Source organism: Rhizomicrobium sp., assembly GCA_037200045.1.
Taxonomy (GTDB): Bacteria; Pseudomonadota; Alphaproteobacteria; order Micropepsales; family Micropepsaceae; genus Rhizomicrobium.
Genome location: JBBCHM010000001.1, coordinates 328,545 through 344,530, shown reverse-complemented (window position 1 = coordinate 344,530; position 15,986 = coordinate 328,545). Strand labels below are relative to the sequence as shown.

Sequence of the window (15,986 nt, the reverse complement as noted above, 5' to 3'; positions counted from 1 at the left end):
ATGGCCAAGCAAGCGACGCTCCCGAGCCGTCTTCACCATAACGCCTATGTCACCAAGGACATGGAAGCCACGCGGAAATTCTACGAGGACGTGATCGGCCTGCCGCTGGTCGCGACTTGGAGCGAGGCCGACGAATTGTTCGGCGCGCTCAGGACCTATTGCCATTGCTTCTTCGCACTTGGCGACGGCGGCGCGCTCGCCTTCTTCCAGTTCGCGAACCCCAAGGACCAGGAAGAGTTCGGCCCCAAGATGCCGTTCTCGCCGTTCCACCATATCGCGCTCAACGTCGACGCCGAGACGCAGAAGGGCATCGAGGAGCGCATCAAGACCGCCGGCTACAAGGAGCCGGACACCTACATCCTCGAACACGGCTATTGCCGTTCCGTCTACATCACCGATCCCAACGGGCTGACCGTCGAATTCACGCTGGACGCGCCCAATGCCCATGAAATCAACGAAGAACGCCGCAGCAAGGCCCGCGAGGAGCTGGCGCGCTGGCTCAAGGGCGATCACACTTCCAACAATACCTACCGCTGAGGTCCACCATGACGACCATTCCGAAGAAGATATATCCGCTGATCGACGGCGCCTTTCCCGAGCATGTCTGCCTGATCGGCACGGTGCTCGACGACGGTTTCGCCCAGATCACGCCGCGCGGCAGCGCGCAGGTCTATGACGATGGACATATCTCACTGTGGGAGCGCGGCCGCGGCACCACGACGGCGCATTTGACCGATGGCACCAAGGTCACGGTGTTCTATTTCAATCTCGGCGCGCGCGACGTGCTTCCGATGGGCGGTATCGTGCGGCTCTACGGGACGGCGAGCGTGCACAAATCGGGACCCGTCTACGAGAAGGTGTGGGACCGGCTGATCGCGCCCGAGAAGGAATGGGACAAGGAGAAAAAGGGCTGGGCCGTGCTGATCAAGGTGGATCGCGCCGAAGACCTGCTTGGCCAGCCGATCAGGGCGGATTGAACGACAAGGGGGAAACGTCATGCGTTTGGCGACAAAGCTTCTGATCTCGGCCACCGCGCTGGCGGCCGCCACGGTGCCCGCGCTCGCGGGCGATACCTGGGCCGGCGCCTATAGCGGCACTATCGTCTCGACCTATGCCAATGGCAGCGTGGTCAAGGTCTACGTCAACCCCGACCACACCTATTCGATCACCTTGCCGAACGGCAGCACGCTGAAAGGCACCTGGGCGGACGGCGACGGCGGAAGCTGCTTCACGACCACCGATCCGCCGCAGCCGGCGGGCACCAAGCCGGCCTGCTTCCCGATCAAGGACTACAAGATCGGCGACACCTTCGCCGGCGAGGATGCGACGGGCAAGTTCACCGGCGTGATCGTGGCGGGACGGTAGAGCCTCGGTCGACGCACGCGGCTGATTGGTAATTGATCCAAACTTGTCATGGCCCGCGAATGTGGGCCACCCAGGTAACACGCGACACCGCCGTCGGATCGGATCTTCGCTTAAAATCTTCGAGCTCTGCGGGTTTCAACTGGGCGGCCCGCATTCGCGGGCCATGACACTGCGGGGGCTAGGGACAAAGCGCCCCGACATCACATCTCGCGCTTGCGGGAGATGACGTAGGATTCGTCGCGGAACCACAGCCCGTTATGCGTCCTGAGGACGTCGCGGGTGGCGTCGAGATAGCGCGAATCGCGCATCGCCTGGGTCAGCCGGTCGTCCTCGATCTGCGCGACATAGGCCGCGTCGTTCCACGCCGCGAACAACGTCGAGGTGCCGATCGAAGTCGCCTGGGCGTCGATCTCGTTCGGCAGCGTGTACATCTCGTACTGGAAGTGCGAACGGTCGTCGGGCAAGGCGTTGAAGTTGAAGTGCCGCGCCCGCGCGCCCATGGCGGCCTTGGTTTCGCGCAGGATGTCGTGCCGCGTCGTGGTGAAGGGCTGCTCGTCCGGCCAGACTTTCTGGATGATCTCCATGCCCGGATCGGCGCCGGCGGAGTGGATGCCGATCAGCCTGCCGCCCGGCGCCAGGCTTTGCGCGAGCGGCGCGATCACTTTCCTGGCCTTGAATTCGGCGGTGGCGCGCGCCCGATAGGGCTGCGACGCGATCACCAGATCGTAGTCGGCGTGGATCGAGCCACGCCGCGGGATCACCTGGTCCAGCAGGAAGCGGCAGTCCTCCAGGTAGATCACCAGAACGACGGGTTTCTCGTAGACCGGATTGCCGCTCTTCTTGCTGACAGTGGCGCGCCAGTTCTGCGCCAGGAAGGGCTCGAGATCGCTGATCTGTTCCTCGAACTCCGCCGCCGTGCTGCCGCGCAGCGGCAGTTCGTGCCACACCAGGCTGGTCGCGGCGGTGACCGACGACGGAAGCAGATAGGGCGCCTCCGAATAATAGAGGTTCGTCAGGATCAGCACGGTCGCGGGATGCTCAAGGAAGCGGTCGGGCATCTTTTCCAGCGCCAGGCGCACGTCTTCCAGGCTGATCTCCTTGCCGACGACGTAGAACGGCATGTGCTCGAAGCGCCGGTGCATGCTGCGCAGCACGCGGGCGAGCACGGTGCCGTCGCCGACGCCGGCATCGAACAGCCGCACGGCCGGCGGCCGCGGGTGGATGTTCGCCAGTTCGAGCGAGACGCGGTTGGCGATCTCGCGCTTTTCGCTGCAGGTGTTGACGAACATCAGGTATTTCTGACGGTTGTCGTAGAAGCGGAAATTGCGCTCGGGATCGGGCGGCGGCGCTGGGTGGGCGGTGCCATTGGCGGACGAGGCCCGCAGCCTGGGCGGCGCGGGCTGGCGCATGAAGGCGTGGACGCGGTCCATCGTCTCGAGCGTCACGCGCCCGCCCAGCTTGAGCCGGCTGACGAATTTCCCGTCATTGACGGAATGGCGGCCGAAGGTGCTTTCGGCCATGCCGGTGCGCCGGCAGTAATCCGTCACTTCCTGGAGCAGCGTTTCCGTGTCCAAAGCGTCCTTCCCTGGGCTCCCATCCGCGATTCTTTCTGTGGAATCGTCGCGATGCAATCCGTGTCGTGCTTACGCCGTCAGGCGCACGGCGTTCCGCGTCATTCGACCATAGAGCATGACTTCGATTTCCTCGACGGCGATGGCGCGCTGGCGGGCGATGAGGCGGTCGAGGATGTAGGACGGATGGACGATCCGCCGGGCCGCCACGATGTCAGGCCCTTCGAGCCGGACCTCGGCCGTCGCGACCCGCGCCGCTTCGCCGGGGATGCGGCCGAGGCGGGCGATGGTCGGCCGCCAGCGGCGATCCATCGCCGCCATCGCGATCCTGTCCGACGCGCGCGCCACATATTCGACAGTCAGAGGATCGAACAACCCGAACTCGAGGGACAGGGCGCAGTCGTCGAGGTCCGAGCGATAGGCAAAGGCCAGGCGTTGCCGGACGCCGCTTTGTCCGATGCGGCCGGCGGGACGAAGCCACACGAGCATCTCGCCTTGGCGCACGGCCAATTCGTCGCCGGCCAGACAATGGAACCGGATCTGCCGGGCGGCCGGCGTGTCGACGCGAACGATCAAAGGCTGCATGCGTGACCCGCTTATGGTGCTTCGCAATCATGTCGCGAACCAAGGGCGAGTAAACCGCATTCCTGCCCAACGCGGCGGTGGGCAGCGTCCCACGCGGACGCCTCGGCCAAACGCGCTTCGTCCATCATGGTGATGGCGATCAGCAGGCACCTTCCCGCCCTACTCCATGGGACGGATCGACGACATTCGGGGGGAAAGCCTGGAAAAAATCTGGTACAAGCCGGCGAGTCGCGCGCAGTATCGGCGCCGTCAACATGTACAAGGCGTCCGATGGTCGATTCGGTCTTGGTTCCTTTCGGTCTGGCTCATTGGGAGCTCCCGCCGGGGGTCGATGTTTCCGAGGACATGATCGCCGAGATGCGGGCCAGTCCGCGGTTCAGCGATGCCCTTGCGCCATGTCGCCGGCGAGGCGCTTTCGCTGATGGACGCCAATCCGGTCCATCATCGCATATTCGACGATGCCGGACGGTTCGTGCTGGGCGTGCTCGCGCTCTATCTCGACGCGACCGGCGGCCTGACGCATCGTCGCCTGAGGGATCTGAGCAGCGCGACCGGATCTTTGAGCTCGGGACGCGCCACCGCCATCCTGATGCATCTGCGCGTCATCGGTTATGTCGAACCGGCCGGCGAACAGCGGAGCGGACCGGTACGGCGCTATGTGCCGACCAAGACCATGCTGGGCGCCTTCAGGGCGCGGCTGCGAATCGAGTTCAACGCGGCGGCGATGATCGAGCCCGAAGCCCAGCGCCTGGCGGACCGCTTCGACGACCCCGAGGTCTTTCGCATCATCTGCGCCATGACCGGCGACATGTTCCTGGGCGCGGCCAACCGGCCGCGCGCCGAACTGGCGATCATCCAAAAAGTCACCGCGCGGCGCAGCGGCATGCTTCTTCTCTACTGCCTGGCCCAGGCGGTCGACAAAGGTGGGAGCTTTCCGGCGACGGGCGAGCTCAAGCCCAATGTCGCCCTGCTCGCGGCCCGGCTGCACACGACGCGGGGCCCATATTCTCTCGCTGATGCGCGAACTGGAGCGGGACGGCGGCTATGTCCGAAATTCCAACGGGTTCGATGCGATCACGCCGTTCCTGACCGACGCCTTCGCGAAACACTACGCGATCATCCTGATCGGCGTGCTGATTTGCACCAGCCGCGTCCTCAGAGCGCTCGACCATCCGCCCGGCCCGGCGCCGCGCGCGGGCGCCTAAGGAAGCGCCGGCCGACTCGCATTGCCAGGCCGGGACCGCGATGACATCCCCGCTACTGACATCCAGTGCTATGCGAATCGCTTAACGTCGCTTGTCCGGCCGCTTGGGCTCGGGGGTTCGATTTGGGAGCGAAAGACATGTTCAGGCATTGGCGGGTTGCCGTGGCCATCCTGGTGGCCTTTGTCGTCGGACAACTCGATCCGGCCGGCTTGATCTATTGGAAACTCGCGGAATGGCACCTGCCGCAAGTCCGGGCCGCCAGCCTGGCCGGTCCGACGCCGTTCGAGAGCATCCCGCACAGCAAATGGATCGGCGAGACGCCCAACACCATCGCGTTCTATGACATCCGGCACGACGTGCCAGTGCATATCCTCGTCATCCCGAAGAAGCGCTACAACACGATCCTGGACGCGCCGCCCGCGGTCGTTGCCGAGATGGTCGGCCTCGCCGTGAAGCTCGCGCGGCAGAAGCACATCGATCAGTCCGGCTTCCGGCTGGTGATCAACACCAACCCCGAAGGCGCACAGACCGTCTATCACCTGCACATGCATCTGCTGGGCGGCGAACAGCTTCACGCCTATGATTGACGCCGCGCGGGGCCCCTAATGGAATGTTGCTGCCCCGGCCGCCAGCAGGACCTGACGCAGCTGTCGCCCCGTGCCGGGACCGCCCAGGCCTTCCACGGCTTACCGCAAAGGAGGGCGAACTCGGCCGCGAAGCGCGCGAGTTGAACGGTCGGCCAGGGAGTCGCCTTTGCCATTGGTTCACTCCCGATCACGATACGGCTTGGCCGCGCACCTTTCCGAAGTGACGTGCGAGATAAAGCCCCAGGAGCAACGCGCCCGCCGCGAGAGCGAGGCAATCGGCATTGGGCCCGACCGCGACCGGATGGCGCGAAAGAAGAAACAAGCCGATCGCGAAATTGACCGCACCCCACAGGAAGTTCACCAGCGCCGGCGAGCTGCCGATGCCGCGCGGCCGCGCGAAAGGCGTCGGAAACGGCGTGCCCTGCAACCCCGCCACGAGATGCGGAATGCAATTGCAGAGAAAGGCGCCGGCGAAAAAGAGCGCGACGTAGCCCATGGGAGTCTCCATCAATGGAACGCCGGCTCGACCGGCGGAGCGAGAAGAGCAAGCAAATCTCGAACATCGCGCAAATTTTCGAGGTCGAGAACCATGCTCTCGATGCGGGCGGCCCGCTCCGGCGCGACGATGCCATGCGTGAGAGCGCGGAACTTGACCACCACTTCGCCCGCGGGCAGCGGCGAGAGAATGCCGTGCGCGACGGCAACCAGACATTGCTCGGATGTGCCGTCGGTGAAGCGGATCGTAACCCGCGCCGCGCCGCGGCCGTTGGGGCCGGCTTTGTCGAACTCAGGATCGTGATGTGCCTCGATTTTCGGGATGAGCGTCCACACATCGTCCGAAGCGATCCGCTGCGGCGTGAACTGCTCGACCAGCGCGGCATGATCGAGGATCGCGGCCGCCAGCGCATAGGCAACGTTCATCTGGGCACCGATCGGCTCGAGCGGGCGCTCCAGCTTCCACCATCCGTGGTGATAGCCCGCATGGGACATATCCACGTCGATATGCGCGATCTCGTCGCCGCGCAAAGGCCGGCGTTTGGCGATCTCGAACAGCGCATCGAGCGGCGCATGCAGCGCGCCCATCGCCGCATAGGGTTTCACGACGATGCGCGGCGTCTCCCAGGATTCGCCCAGGCCCTTCGCGATGCGTCTGGCATCCGGCGCATGACCCTCGCCGAACACGGTGAGGAAGCCGCCATATTCGCGCTCGAACACGCGCTTGATTCCCGTATAGCCAGCGGCCGCGAGATGCGCGGCATAAAGGCCGTTGCGCGTCGCAAAGCCGTGCTGCATGCGCTTGCCCATGGATTCGAACTGCGCCGCCATCAGCCCGCCCGATTGCGTCGCGGCGAGACCGAGCGCGTCTTCGTAGCCGGCGGCATCGAGGCCGAGCAGCGAGCCGGCGGCAACGGCGGCGGCATGGGTGCCGAACACCGGCCCCGAGTGCCAGCCGCGCGACAGCATCTGTGCGCCATGCAGCGCGAGGCCGACGCGCGGGCCGGTCTCGAAGCCCTTGATCGCGCCCAGCAGCAAGGCGCTACCGTTCGTGTCGTCTTCCGCGCAGGCGAGCAGCGCCGGCAGGAGCAGCGAAGCGCTGTGCAGCGGCGCGGTGGGATGGAAGTCGTCCAGCTCGAAGCCCTGGATGAAGCTGCTGTTGAGCAAGGCCGCCGCCGGTCCCGCGGCCGTGCGGCCCCACCCGATGATCGTCTTGTCGCCGGCACCCTCGAAACGCATCACGGTTTCGGCGGCAAGGATGGACCAGGGCAACTTCGCGCCGACGAGGGCGCAGCCGACGCCGTCGAGCAGAAGATATTTCGCCCGCTCGCGTACCACTTGCGGCACATCGGCGAGCGACAGCTTCGCGAGCCAGGTCGCCAGCGTTCCGGTCACGCCGTTCGGATCCGTCGCGTCCGCCATCACACACTTATCCCTTCGATCTGCCAGACCCATGGGTGCGCCGCGCGGTCCGTCTTCTGCCAGGCGGCAATGTCATCGGCCCATTTTAGCGTGAGGCCGATCTCGTCGAGCCCCTCCAGCAGCCCTTCGCGCTGCAACGGATCGACCTGGAATGCGAGGCTTTCGCCGGACGGCGCATGGATCGTCCGCGCCTTCAGATCGACGGTAAAATCGCCGTCGCGCGCCTGCGCCGCCAGCAACCCGACGGTCTCTTCCGGCAGCACGACGGGCAGCATCCCATTGCGGAAGCAGTTGGCGAAGAAGATGTCACCGAAGCTGGGCGCGATCACGCAGCGCAGGCCCATCGCCATCAACGCCGTCACCGCGCCCTCGCGCGAGGAACCGCAGCCGAAATTACGGCCGGCCAGCAGGATCGACGCGCCCGCGAAACGCGGTTCATTGAATACGCTGGCGGGATCGGGCGAGCCGTCGGGCCGATAGCGCAGCACCTCGAACGCATAGAGCCCGAGATCGCCGCCCTGCGTCAGCCTTTCGATGCGAATGATGACGTCCGTATCGATGTTGGATCGCGGCAGGGGAATCGCGGCGCCGGTGACGGTCGTGAAAGGTTGCATCACAGCCGCCTCACATCGGTGAGCTGGCCCGTGACGGCCGCTGCAACCGCCATCGCCGGGCTCGCCAGATGCGTGCGCGCGTCCGGACCTTGCCGGCCGACGAAATTGCGGTTCGAGGTTGAAACCACGCGCGCACCCGGCGGCACGCGCTCGCCATTGGCGGCGACGCACAGGCTGCAACCCGGTTCGCGCCATTCGAATCCGGCATCGCGAAACACCTTGTCCAGGCCCTCAGCTTGCGCATCGCGCTTGACCTGTTCCGAGCCGGGCACGACCCAGGCGGTCACGCCGGACGCGACATGGCGGCCCCGCGCGAGCGCCGCCGCCTCGCGCAGATCGGGCAGCCGCGAATTGGCGCAGGAGCCGATGAACACCCAATCGATCTTCGTGCCTGCGATGGGCTTTCCGCCTTCGAGGCCCATATAGTCAAGCGCCGCCGCATAGGCCTTGCGCGTTTCGGGATCGGACTGCGAAGACGGCGACGGGATCGTGCCGTCGATCGGCATCACATGCTCGGGGCTGGTACCCCAGGTCACGGTCGGGACGATGGCGGACGCGTCCACGATCTCTTCGCGGTCGAACCGTGCGTCATCGTCCGTGCGGAGCATGCCCCAGCGTTCGACGGCGCGGTCGAAGGCGGCGCCTTGCGGCGCAAAGGGACGGCCACGCAACCATGCGAAGGTCTTCTCGTCCGGAGCGATCAGCCCGTATTTGGCGCCGAGCTCGACGGTCAGGTTGCAGACCGTCAGGCGGCCTTCGATGGACATGGCGCGAACGGCGGCGCCGGCATATTCGACGGCATGGCCCGCGCCGGCCGCGGCGCCGATCTTTCCGATCAGATGCAGGATCATGTCCTTCGGTGCAACGCCCTGCCCGAGCGTGCCCTCGAAACGGACACGCATCTGTTTCGGCCGACGCTGGCGCAGGGTCTGGGTCGCGAGTGCGTGCGCGCTCTCCGAATTGCCGACGCCGAAGGCAAGCGCGCCGAGCGCGCCGTTGGTGCAGGTGTGGCTGTCGCCGCAGATCAGCGTCACACCGGGCAGAACCAGTCCCAGCTCCGGCCCCATGACATGCACGATGCCCTGACCTTTATGGCCAAGATCGAAGAACCGAATACCGTCCTTCTGCGCGAGATGCTTCAACATGCCGTAGAGCCGGCCGCCGAGCGGAAAGGTCTCCGCCACGCGGTCCGGCGCGCTGGAGACGGCGTGGTCGGCGACGGCAAAGGTCAGTTCCGGATCGCGGACCTTGAGGCCGCGACGGTCGATCTCCGCCAACGCCGGCGGCCCTGAGAGGTCGTGGAGAAGATGCCGGTCGATATGCAGCAGCGACCAGCCGTCGCCGAGATCGCGCACGACATGCGCGTCCCAGATCTTCTCGAACAGCGTGCGCGGCATGGTCAGCCGTCCGCCGCGAAACGCTGGCGCAGCGCGTTCCATTCATCCGCGCCGAAACGCCGAAACGTATCGGCGACGCCGGCGTTGCGCGGCGTCTCCGGCGTGATCCCGTTTTCCTTCACGGCGCGCAGGGCCTGATCGGCGGCGATCATCACCGCCCCCAGCAGAAGCCCCGGCAGGATCGCGAGGCGGTAGCCCAGCGTCTGCGCCTCGGCGAGCGGAATGCGCGGCGTCTTTCCGCCCGGCACGACATTGAGCAGGCACGGCCCTTTCACGCGCAGCGGCACTGCGGCGAGTTCTTCCGGTGTCTGGACCGCCTCGACGAACGCCATGTCGGCACCCGCCTCCAGCGCCGCATTGGCGCGCGCGATCGCTTCCTCGAATCCGGCGACCGCACGGGAATCGGTGCGCGCGATGATGAGGAAATCCGGATCGCGCCGCGCCGCGACGGCCGCACGTATTTTGGAGAGAAATTGCGGCGCCGGGATGATCTCCTTGCCGTCGAGATGACCGCAGCGCTTGGGCGAGACCTGGTCCTCGATATGGAGGCCGGCCACGCCGCGCCCTTCGAACTCGCGCACGGTGCGCGTGACGTTGAGTTCGTTGCCATAGCCGGTGTCGGCATCGGCGATCAGCGGGATCGTGACGGTGCGCGCCATCACGGCGGCGTTGTCCGCCATCTCGTCCATGGTCAGAAGGCCGAAATCGGGAAAGCCCCGCGCCATCGAGGTACCGGCGCCGGTCATGTAAACCGCGTCGTATCCGGCCTGTTCGGTGAGCCGCGCGGTGATGCCGTCCCACGCGCCGGGCGCCACGATCATGTCCGGCTGGCGCAGCAACTCGCGCAGTCTTGCGGTCGGTTTCATTTGCGCCCTGCCTGTCCGCCGCGCGGGGACGCGGCCATCTTGTCGAGCGCGGCGAGGAAGGACTCGACCAGCCACGCGAAGCTTTCGTCGCGATCCACCGGATGCTTCAGCGCGCCGGCGGCTTCGAGCGAAACGAAGCCGTGCACGAGGCTGCGCAGGCCGCGCAGCGCATGCACCGCATCGGCGCCGCGCAGACCGTATTGCTGAAGCGCGGCCAGAAACGTGGACATCAGAAGATCCACCGCGCCGCTCCATTCGCGGTCCGCGCGCGGCGGCGTCGGCACTGTCGCGGCGTAAAGGCCGGGATTCCTCTCGGCAAAATCGCGATAGCCATTGAGCAGCGCACGGACCGCGTCCGGACCGGATTTTCCGATCGTCACGCGCATCGCGGCGGCGTTCAGCTCGGCCAGGCCGTGCAGCGCGAGCAATCGCTTGACCTCGTCCAGCCCGGCGACATGGGAATAGAGCGACGGCGTCCGCACGTTCATCGCCTGCGCCAGGTCGCTCATGGACAGGCCATCGAGCCCGTGCCGGTTTACCAGCGCGGTTGCTTCCTTCACCAAACGCGCCTGTGCGGTCGCCATGCCATTACCGTAAAAATACGTTAGTATTTTGCCTAATCATATTAGGATCGTCAAGACGGACGGTTTTCCGTCCCGGGCCGCATGCTCCTTAAGCATTCGGGCGTTTCCGCTCGAAAGCATCCATTGAAGGCGATCGGATAGATAGTGGCCGCTAAGCCGATCGGAGATGGTGCAGGGTGATTTCCGGCGGACAGTTGAACCGCACAGGAATGATTGAGCAGCCGGCGCCCCGGGAGGTATAGCCCGCCATATCGGCGTGCCGCCACGCCCCCGAACCCAGTCGACGCGGCAGCACGGAATCCAGCGTGACGGGAAATCCGCCCGGCAGGCAAATCTGGCCGCCATGCGTGTGGCCGCTGAGCATAACATCGAAGCCGGCATGGGCCGCCTGGCGATAAATTTCAGGCGTATGCGACAGCAGAATTGAAAACATCGATTCCGGCGTCTCGGCCGCGACCTTTTCGAGGTTGTCCGTTCGGAAGTAGTGCGCATCGTCCACGCCGGCTAGGCGGATGCGCGCGTCGCCGCATTCCAGGTCGACGCTTTCGTTCATGAGCAGGCGTATGCCGAATGCTTCCAGTTCCGGCACCATCGCGGCGCCGTCGTGATTTCCGAGCACGCCATAGACCGGCCCTCTCAGCGCATCCCGAATTCGGCGCATGCCGGCCACGGCCGCGTCGTGCGGTCCCGATGTCGCGGCGCGATAATCGCCGGTCATGACGCAGACGTCGTAGTCGCAGCTGGCGACGAGCCGCGCAACACATTCCGTGATCTCGTCCGACAGGTCGACGTGCAGATCGCTGAGATGGAGCAGCCTATAGCCGTCGAACGCCCTCGGAAGCCGGGGCGATCGAATTTCGTTGTGCCGGACCGCCACGTTTCGCGCGTTGCGCAAACCACGCCGATAGAGCCCGCTCGCCATCAGGACCGCGGCAATGAGGTTGCGGGCCGAGGGAAGGTTTTCGGGATGGAAGAAATTCAGACCCTGCCCGAAGATTTGCGCCCCACGGTCGCGCTCGATTCCGAGGCGCTGCCTGGCAAGCGTCCGTCCAAGACGGTCCGACAATGTCTGGAGCAATTCGTCGTCGGTCAATCCGCTAGGCCTTCTCTTGCACGGCGAACCCGGCAAAGAAGCTTTCCAGGATCGTGCGCTGGCCTTTATGGACCTTCTTCAATGCCTCCGCCCTGTCAAACCACGCGCCGCGATCGACTTCCGGAAAACGGCGGGCTTGTCCGGATTTTGGCGGCCAGACCATTTCGAACAGATTGCTCTTCAGATTCGCCGGATCGTAGTCCTTTTCGATGGTCCAGACGTGCAGCCGCTTCCCGCCGGGCAGCCGGAACTCGCCCAGATCGTGGAACCGGCCGGCCACATCGAGTCCGGTTTCCTCCTTCACTTCTCGCCTGGCCGCGACGAGCAGGTCCTCGCCCGCCTCAACCAGCCCCTTAGGCAGCGACCAGGCGCCCAGATCCTTTCTTACCCAAAAAGGACCGCCCGGATGGACGAGGAACACTTCCAACACGCCTTCGCGGCGGCGAAAGAGGAGAATTCCAGCGCTTAGCATCGTTTGATTTGCGATCCAAAGTCGACAGGACAGTGACGCCGATCAAGGCCGGAAGCCATCCGATTGATCCGCCTCAACATCGGTCCTAGTCGGAAGAATAGGGTAAAGCGCAGTCGGTGATAAGCAAGAGAGCGATCGTGATGACGAGGCGTGACATGCAGGTGGGCCTCGCGGCCGCGACAGTGGTGGGCGCGACGGCTACAACGGCTCTTGCGCAGAACATCCGGATGCTGCCGGCACCGCTGGAAAGCGGCGGGATGCCGCTGTTGACGGCGCTGAAGGCGCGGCGTTCGACGCGTGAATATGCAAGTAAACCCCTGCCCATGCAAACGCTGTCGAATCTTCTATGGGCGGCTTTCGGTATAAACCGGTCCAGTGGCGAGCGTACCGTCCCCTGTTGGCGGCATGCGATGGTGATCGACGTCTATGCCGCGATGGCCGACGGCGTGTGGCTTTACGATCCGGTGGCGCACGCGCTCGTGCCTTACCTTAAGGACGACATCCGTGGCGACACGGGAACGCAGGATTACGTAGCGACGGCGCCGCTCAATCTTATCTATGTCGCGCATGGCGAGCGCATGACCGAGGTGCCGCCCGAGGATCGCCGGCTTTACGCCTCGGTCGATGCCGGTTTCATCGGCCAAAACGTCTATCTGTATTGCGCCGCGGAAGGACTCGGATCGGTGTTCCGCGGTGCCATCGATTATGCGAAGCTCGCGCGGCGAATGAACCTGCCATCGACGCAATTCGTCGCCTTCGCGCAAAGTGTTGGTTTCCCGAAATAGGCCTTCAGACCTCCGGGAACTCCGGCGCGGTCGATGGCGGCGTGAACCGGGCCGCGAAATGTGGAATCCTCCTATCCGGCGGGCGTTCTTGCCCGACCCCGACTCGGTGAGCCGTCATGGACAATGAATCCCGCAACTGGATGTGGTCCGAAGCCTGCGAGATGCTGGCCCGGGCCGAACGCCTGCAGCAGCAGCTTTTCGAGCCCGGCGCGCGGTCGCCGCAATGGCAGCCGCCGGTGGACGTGCTCGAAACGGCGCGCGAGGTCCTGATTTTCGTGGCGCTGCCCGGCGTGAACATCGACCGGGTCGAGACGACGATCGAAGGCGCGGCGCTGGTGCTGTCCGGCGTCCGCCAGGTGCCGCCCGAGTTGCGCACGGCCGCCATCCACCGGCTGGAACTGCCCCAGGGCCGCTTCTTCCGGCGCGTGCCGATTCCGGCCGGGCGCTACCTCGACGTGCGGCGAACCGCGGCGGATGGCTGCCTCGTCGTTGTCCTCGAAAAGGCGGAGGCTGGCCGTGGCTGATGTGCGCGACGCGGCCGGCGGTGCCATGACAACGAAGCCGTTACCCTCCGACGCGCTGATCATCCTGCCGGTCCGGAACTTCGTCCTGTTTCCGGGCGTGGTGATGCCGGTCACGATCGGGCGGACGCAGTCGGTCGCCGCCGCGCAGCAGGCGGTGCGCGAACAGCGCCAGGTGGGCGTCCTGATGCAGCGCGACACGCAGGTCGCCGAACCATCGGCCATCGACATGCATCGCTTCGGCACGGTCGCCAATATCATCCGCTACGTCACCGGACCGGACGGAACGACGCATCTCGTCTGCCAGGGCGACCAGCGTTTCCAGGTGACCGAGTTCCTGGACGGGTGGCCGTTCATGGCGGCGCGGGTCCTGCGCCTTCCCGAGCCGCAGGCGACATCGTCGGACATCGAGGCGCGCTTCGTCCTGCTCAAGCAGCAGGCGATCGAGGCGCTGGAGCTTCTGCCGCAGGCACCCGCCGAACTGGTCGGCGCCATCCGGTCCACCGACGCGCCCGGCGCGCTCACGGACCTCACCGCCGCCTATATGGACCTCAAGCCGGAAGAACGGCAGGAAATCCTCGAGACCGTCGATGTCAGCGTGCGGATGGACAAGGTCTCGCGCCTTCTGGCGCATCGGATCGAAGTCCTTCGCCTGTCGCAGGAGATCGGCCGGCAGACCAAGGCGGCGCTCGACGAGCGGCAGCGCGAGGTGCTGCTGCGCGAACAGATGGCGGCGATCCAGCGCCAGCTCGGCGAAGGCGGCGACCAGGGCAAGACGGCCGAGATCGCGGAACTGAGCGAAGCCATCACCAAGGCCGGGATGCCGAAGGACGTGGACGAGCAGGCGCGCAAGGAACTGCGGCGGCTCGAGCGGATGCCGGAGGCCGCCGGCGAATACGGCATGATCCGTGCCTATCTCGATTGGCTGATCGCGCTGCCCTGGACGCTGCCGCAAGAGGCGCCGATCGATATCGCCGAGGCGCGGCGGGTGCTGGACGCGGACCATTACGGTCTCGACAAGATCAAGCAGCGGATCGTCGAATATCTCGCCGTGCGCAAGCTCGCCCCGGAGGGCAAGGCGCCGATCCTGTGTTTCGTGGGGCCGCCGGGCGTGGGTAAGACCTCGCTCGGCCAGTCCATCGCGCGCGCGATGAAGCGGAAATTCGTGCGCGTCAGCCTGGGCGGCGTGCATGACGAGGCCGAGATCCGGGGCCATCGCCGCACCTATATCGGCGCGCTGCCGGGCAATATCATTCAGGCGATCCGCAAGGCCGGCACCCGTGACTGCGTGATGATGCTGGACGAGATCGACAAGCTGGGCGCGGGCATTCAGGGCGACCCGTCGGCGGCGCTTCTGGAAGTGCTCGATCCCGAGCAGAACGGCACGTTCCGCGACAACTATCTGGCAGTGCCGTTCGACCTGAGCCGCGTGGTGTTCATCACCACGGCCAATGTGCTCGATACCGTGCCGGGGCCGTTGCGCGACCGGATGGAGATCATCAGCCTGGCCGGCTACACCGCGACCGAGAAGTTCGAGATCGCCAAGCGCTATCTCGTGCGGCGCCAGATGGAGGCGAACGGTCTGAAAGACGGCCAGGCCGCGATCACCGATGCGGCGATCCGCGCCATCATCGACCGCTACACCCGCGAGGCCGGCGTGCGCAGCTTGGAACGGCAGATCGGCAAGGCGCTGCGCCATGCCGCCGTGCGCGTGGCGGAAGGAGCGGACGGCCCGATCCGGATCGACGCCGGCGATCTTGCCGAAATCCTCGGGCCGCCGGTGTTCGAGGATGAAGTCGCGCTGCGCACGGCCGTTGCGGGCGTGGCGACCGGCCTTGCCTGGACGCCGGTCGGCGGCGACATCCTGTTCATCGAGGCGACGCGGATTCCAGGCGCGGGCAAGCTCATCCTCACCGGACAGCTCGGCGAGGTGATGCGCGAGAGCGCGCAGGCCGCGCTCAGCGTGGTGAAGGGTTCAACCAAGGCGCTCGGCATCGATCCAGCGCTATTCGAGAAAAGTGATATCCACGTCCATGTCCCGGCCGGCGCCACGCCCAAGGACGGGCCGAGCGCCGGCGTGGCGATGTTCATGGCGCTGACCTCGCTGATGACCGGGCGGACGGTGCGCGCCGATACCGCGATGACGGGCGAGATCAGCCTGCGCGGCCTGGTGCTTCCCGTCGGCGGCATCAAGGAGAAGGTGACCGCCGCGGCGCGCGCCGGCATCAAGCGCGTCATGCTGCCCGCCCGCAACCGGCGCGACTATGACGAGATTCCGAAGGAGGCGCGCGACCAGCTGGAATTCGTCTGGCTCGAAAACGTGAACGACGCGGTGGCGGCGGGCCTCAACCCAGCCGAATGAGTCACGCGCCGCCCAGCGCGCGGTAAAGGTCGATCGAGGATTCGAGCGCGGCAAGACGCGCG

The 15,986-nt window shown here is 65.8% G+C and carries 19 protein-coding genes; 8 read left to right on the top strand and 11 right to left on the bottom strand.

The window, feature by feature from the left end; all coding sequences use genetic code 11:
- From WDM86_01505 to WDM86_01495, 3 genes are read left to right on the top strand one after another with little or no spacing between them, the layout of a single operon-like run.
- On the top strand, positions 1-537 hold the full coding sequence (locus WDM86_01505; protein MEI9988687.1) for a VOC family protein: 537 nt from the start codon (positions 1-3) through the stop codon (positions 535-537).
- An 8-nt stretch (positions 538-545) separates the two neighbouring features.
- Positions 546-977 carry a pyridoxamine 5'-phosphate oxidase family protein gene (locus WDM86_01500; protein ID MEI9988686.1) on the top strand — a complete coding sequence of 144 codons (432 nt, stop codon included), beginning with the start codon at positions 546-548 and terminating at the stop codon, positions 975-977.
- 19 nt (positions 978-996) lie between these two features.
- Positions 997-1,365 carry a hypothetical protein gene (locus WDM86_01495; GenBank protein ID MEI9988685.1) on the top strand — a complete coding sequence of 123 codons (369 nt, stop codon included), beginning with the start codon at positions 997-999 and terminating at the stop codon, positions 1,363-1,365.
- A 200-nt stretch (positions 1,366-1,565) separates the two neighbouring features.
- Here the strand turns inward: WDM86_01495 and WDM86_01490 are convergent, their stop codons facing one another.
- From WDM86_01490 to WDM86_01480, 3 genes are all read right to left on the bottom strand, one after another.
- Positions 1,566-2,939 carry a hypothetical protein gene (locus WDM86_01490; GenBank protein ID MEI9988684.1) on the bottom strand — a complete coding sequence of 458 codons (1,374 nt, stop codon included), beginning with the start codon at positions 2,937-2,939 and terminating at the stop codon, positions 1,566-1,568.
- A gap of 69 nt (positions 2,940-3,008) precedes the next feature.
- Positions 3,009-3,521 (bottom strand): hypothetical protein, encoded by a 513-nt coding sequence (locus tag WDM86_01485; GenBank protein ID MEI9988683.1) that lies wholly within the window; start codon positions 3,519-3,521, stop codon positions 3,009-3,011.
- A 376-nt stretch (positions 3,522-3,897) separates the two neighbouring features.
- Complete coding sequence (locus tag WDM86_01480; protein MEI9988682.1) at positions 3,898-4,509, bottom strand: hypothetical protein; 612 nt, start codon at positions 4,507-4,509, stop codon at positions 3,898-3,900.
- A 28-nt stretch (positions 4,510-4,537) separates the two neighbouring features.
- Here WDM86_01480 and WDM86_01475 point away from each other — a divergent pair, with 28 nt between their 5' ends.
- The gene (locus tag WDM86_01475; protein ID MEI9988681.1) at positions 4,538-4,726 is read left to right on the top strand and encodes a hypothetical protein; all 189 of its coding nucleotides are present in this window, start codon (positions 4,538-4,540) and stop codon (positions 4,724-4,726) included.
- 137 nt (positions 4,727-4,863) lie between these two features.
- On the top strand, positions 4,864-5,313 hold the full coding sequence (locus WDM86_01470; GenBank protein ID MEI9988680.1) for an HIT domain-containing protein: 450 nt from the start codon (positions 4,864-4,866) through the stop codon (positions 5,311-5,313).
- 187 nt (positions 5,314-5,500) lie between these two features.
- Here WDM86_01470 and WDM86_01465 read toward each other — a convergent pair whose 3' ends face one another.
- From WDM86_01465 to WDM86_01430, 8 genes are all read right to left on the bottom strand, one after another.
- A complete protein-coding gene (locus WDM86_01465; GenBank protein MEI9988679.1) occupies positions 5,501-5,809 on the bottom strand; it encodes a hypothetical protein in 309 nt (102 codons plus the stop codon).
- A gap of 11 nt (positions 5,810-5,820) precedes the next feature.
- Positions 5,821-7,230: an MmgE/PrpD family protein gene (locus WDM86_01460; protein MEI9988678.1), complete on the bottom strand. Its 1,410-nt coding sequence runs from the start codon at positions 7,228-7,230 to the stop codon at positions 5,821-5,823.
- Positions 7,230-7,844 carry a 3-isopropylmalate dehydratase small subunit gene (leuD, locus tag WDM86_01455; protein MEI9988677.1) on the bottom strand — a complete coding sequence of 205 codons (615 nt, stop codon included), beginning with the start codon at positions 7,842-7,844 and terminating at the stop codon, positions 7,230-7,232. The genes WDM86_01460 and leuD overlap by 1 nt, the downstream gene beginning before the upstream one ends.
- The gene (leuC, locus tag WDM86_01450; GenBank protein MEI9988676.1) at positions 7,844-9,283 is read right to left on the bottom strand and encodes a 3-isopropylmalate dehydratase large subunit; all 1,440 of its coding nucleotides are present in this window, start codon (positions 9,281-9,283) and stop codon (positions 7,844-7,846) included. The genes leuD and leuC overlap by 1 nt, the downstream gene beginning before the upstream one ends.
- The gene (locus WDM86_01445; GenBank protein ID MEI9988675.1) at positions 9,244-10,107 is read right to left on the bottom strand and encodes an isocitrate lyase/PEP mutase family protein; all 864 of its coding nucleotides are present in this window, start codon (positions 10,105-10,107) and stop codon (positions 9,244-9,246) included. The genes leuC and WDM86_01445 overlap by 40 nt, the downstream gene beginning before the upstream one ends.
- Positions 10,104-10,691 carry a WHG domain-containing protein gene (locus tag WDM86_01440; protein ID MEI9988674.1) on the bottom strand — a complete coding sequence of 196 codons (588 nt, stop codon included), beginning with the start codon at positions 10,689-10,691 and terminating at the stop codon, positions 10,104-10,106. Before WDM86_01440 ends, WDM86_01445 begins: the two co-directional genes overlap by 4 nt.
- Before the next feature lie 151 nt (positions 10,692-10,842).
- Entirely contained in the window at positions 10,843-11,784 is a 942-nt protein-coding gene (locus WDM86_01435; protein MEI9988673.1) for a metallophosphoesterase, read from the bottom strand.
- A gap of 4 nt (positions 11,785-11,788) precedes the next feature.
- On the bottom strand, positions 11,789-12,256 hold the full coding sequence (locus WDM86_01430; GenBank protein ID MEI9988672.1) for an NUDIX domain-containing protein: 468 nt from the start codon (positions 12,254-12,256) through the stop codon (positions 11,789-11,791).
- 155 nt (positions 12,257-12,411) lie between these two features.
- Between WDM86_01430 and WDM86_01425 the strand changes: the two genes are divergently transcribed.
- From WDM86_01425 to lon, 3 genes are all read left to right on the top strand, one after another.
- Positions 12,412-13,041, top strand: coding sequence for a nitroreductase family protein (locus tag WDM86_01425; GenBank protein ID MEI9988671.1), 630 nt, complete (start codon positions 12,412-12,414; stop codon positions 13,039-13,041).
- A gap of 116 nt (positions 13,042-13,157) precedes the next feature.
- Positions 13,158-13,565, top strand: a complete 408-nt coding sequence (locus tag WDM86_01420) for an Hsp20 family protein (protein ID MEI9988670.1) — start codon at positions 13,158-13,160, stop codon at positions 13,563-13,565.
- Positions 13,566-13,590: 25 nt separating this feature from the next.
- Positions 13,591-15,924 (top strand): endopeptidase La, encoded by a 2,334-nt coding sequence (gene lon / locus WDM86_01415; protein ID MEI9988669.1) that lies wholly within the window; start codon positions 13,591-13,593, stop codon positions 15,922-15,924.
- The last annotated feature ends 62 nt before the right edge of the window (positions 15,925-15,986 follow it).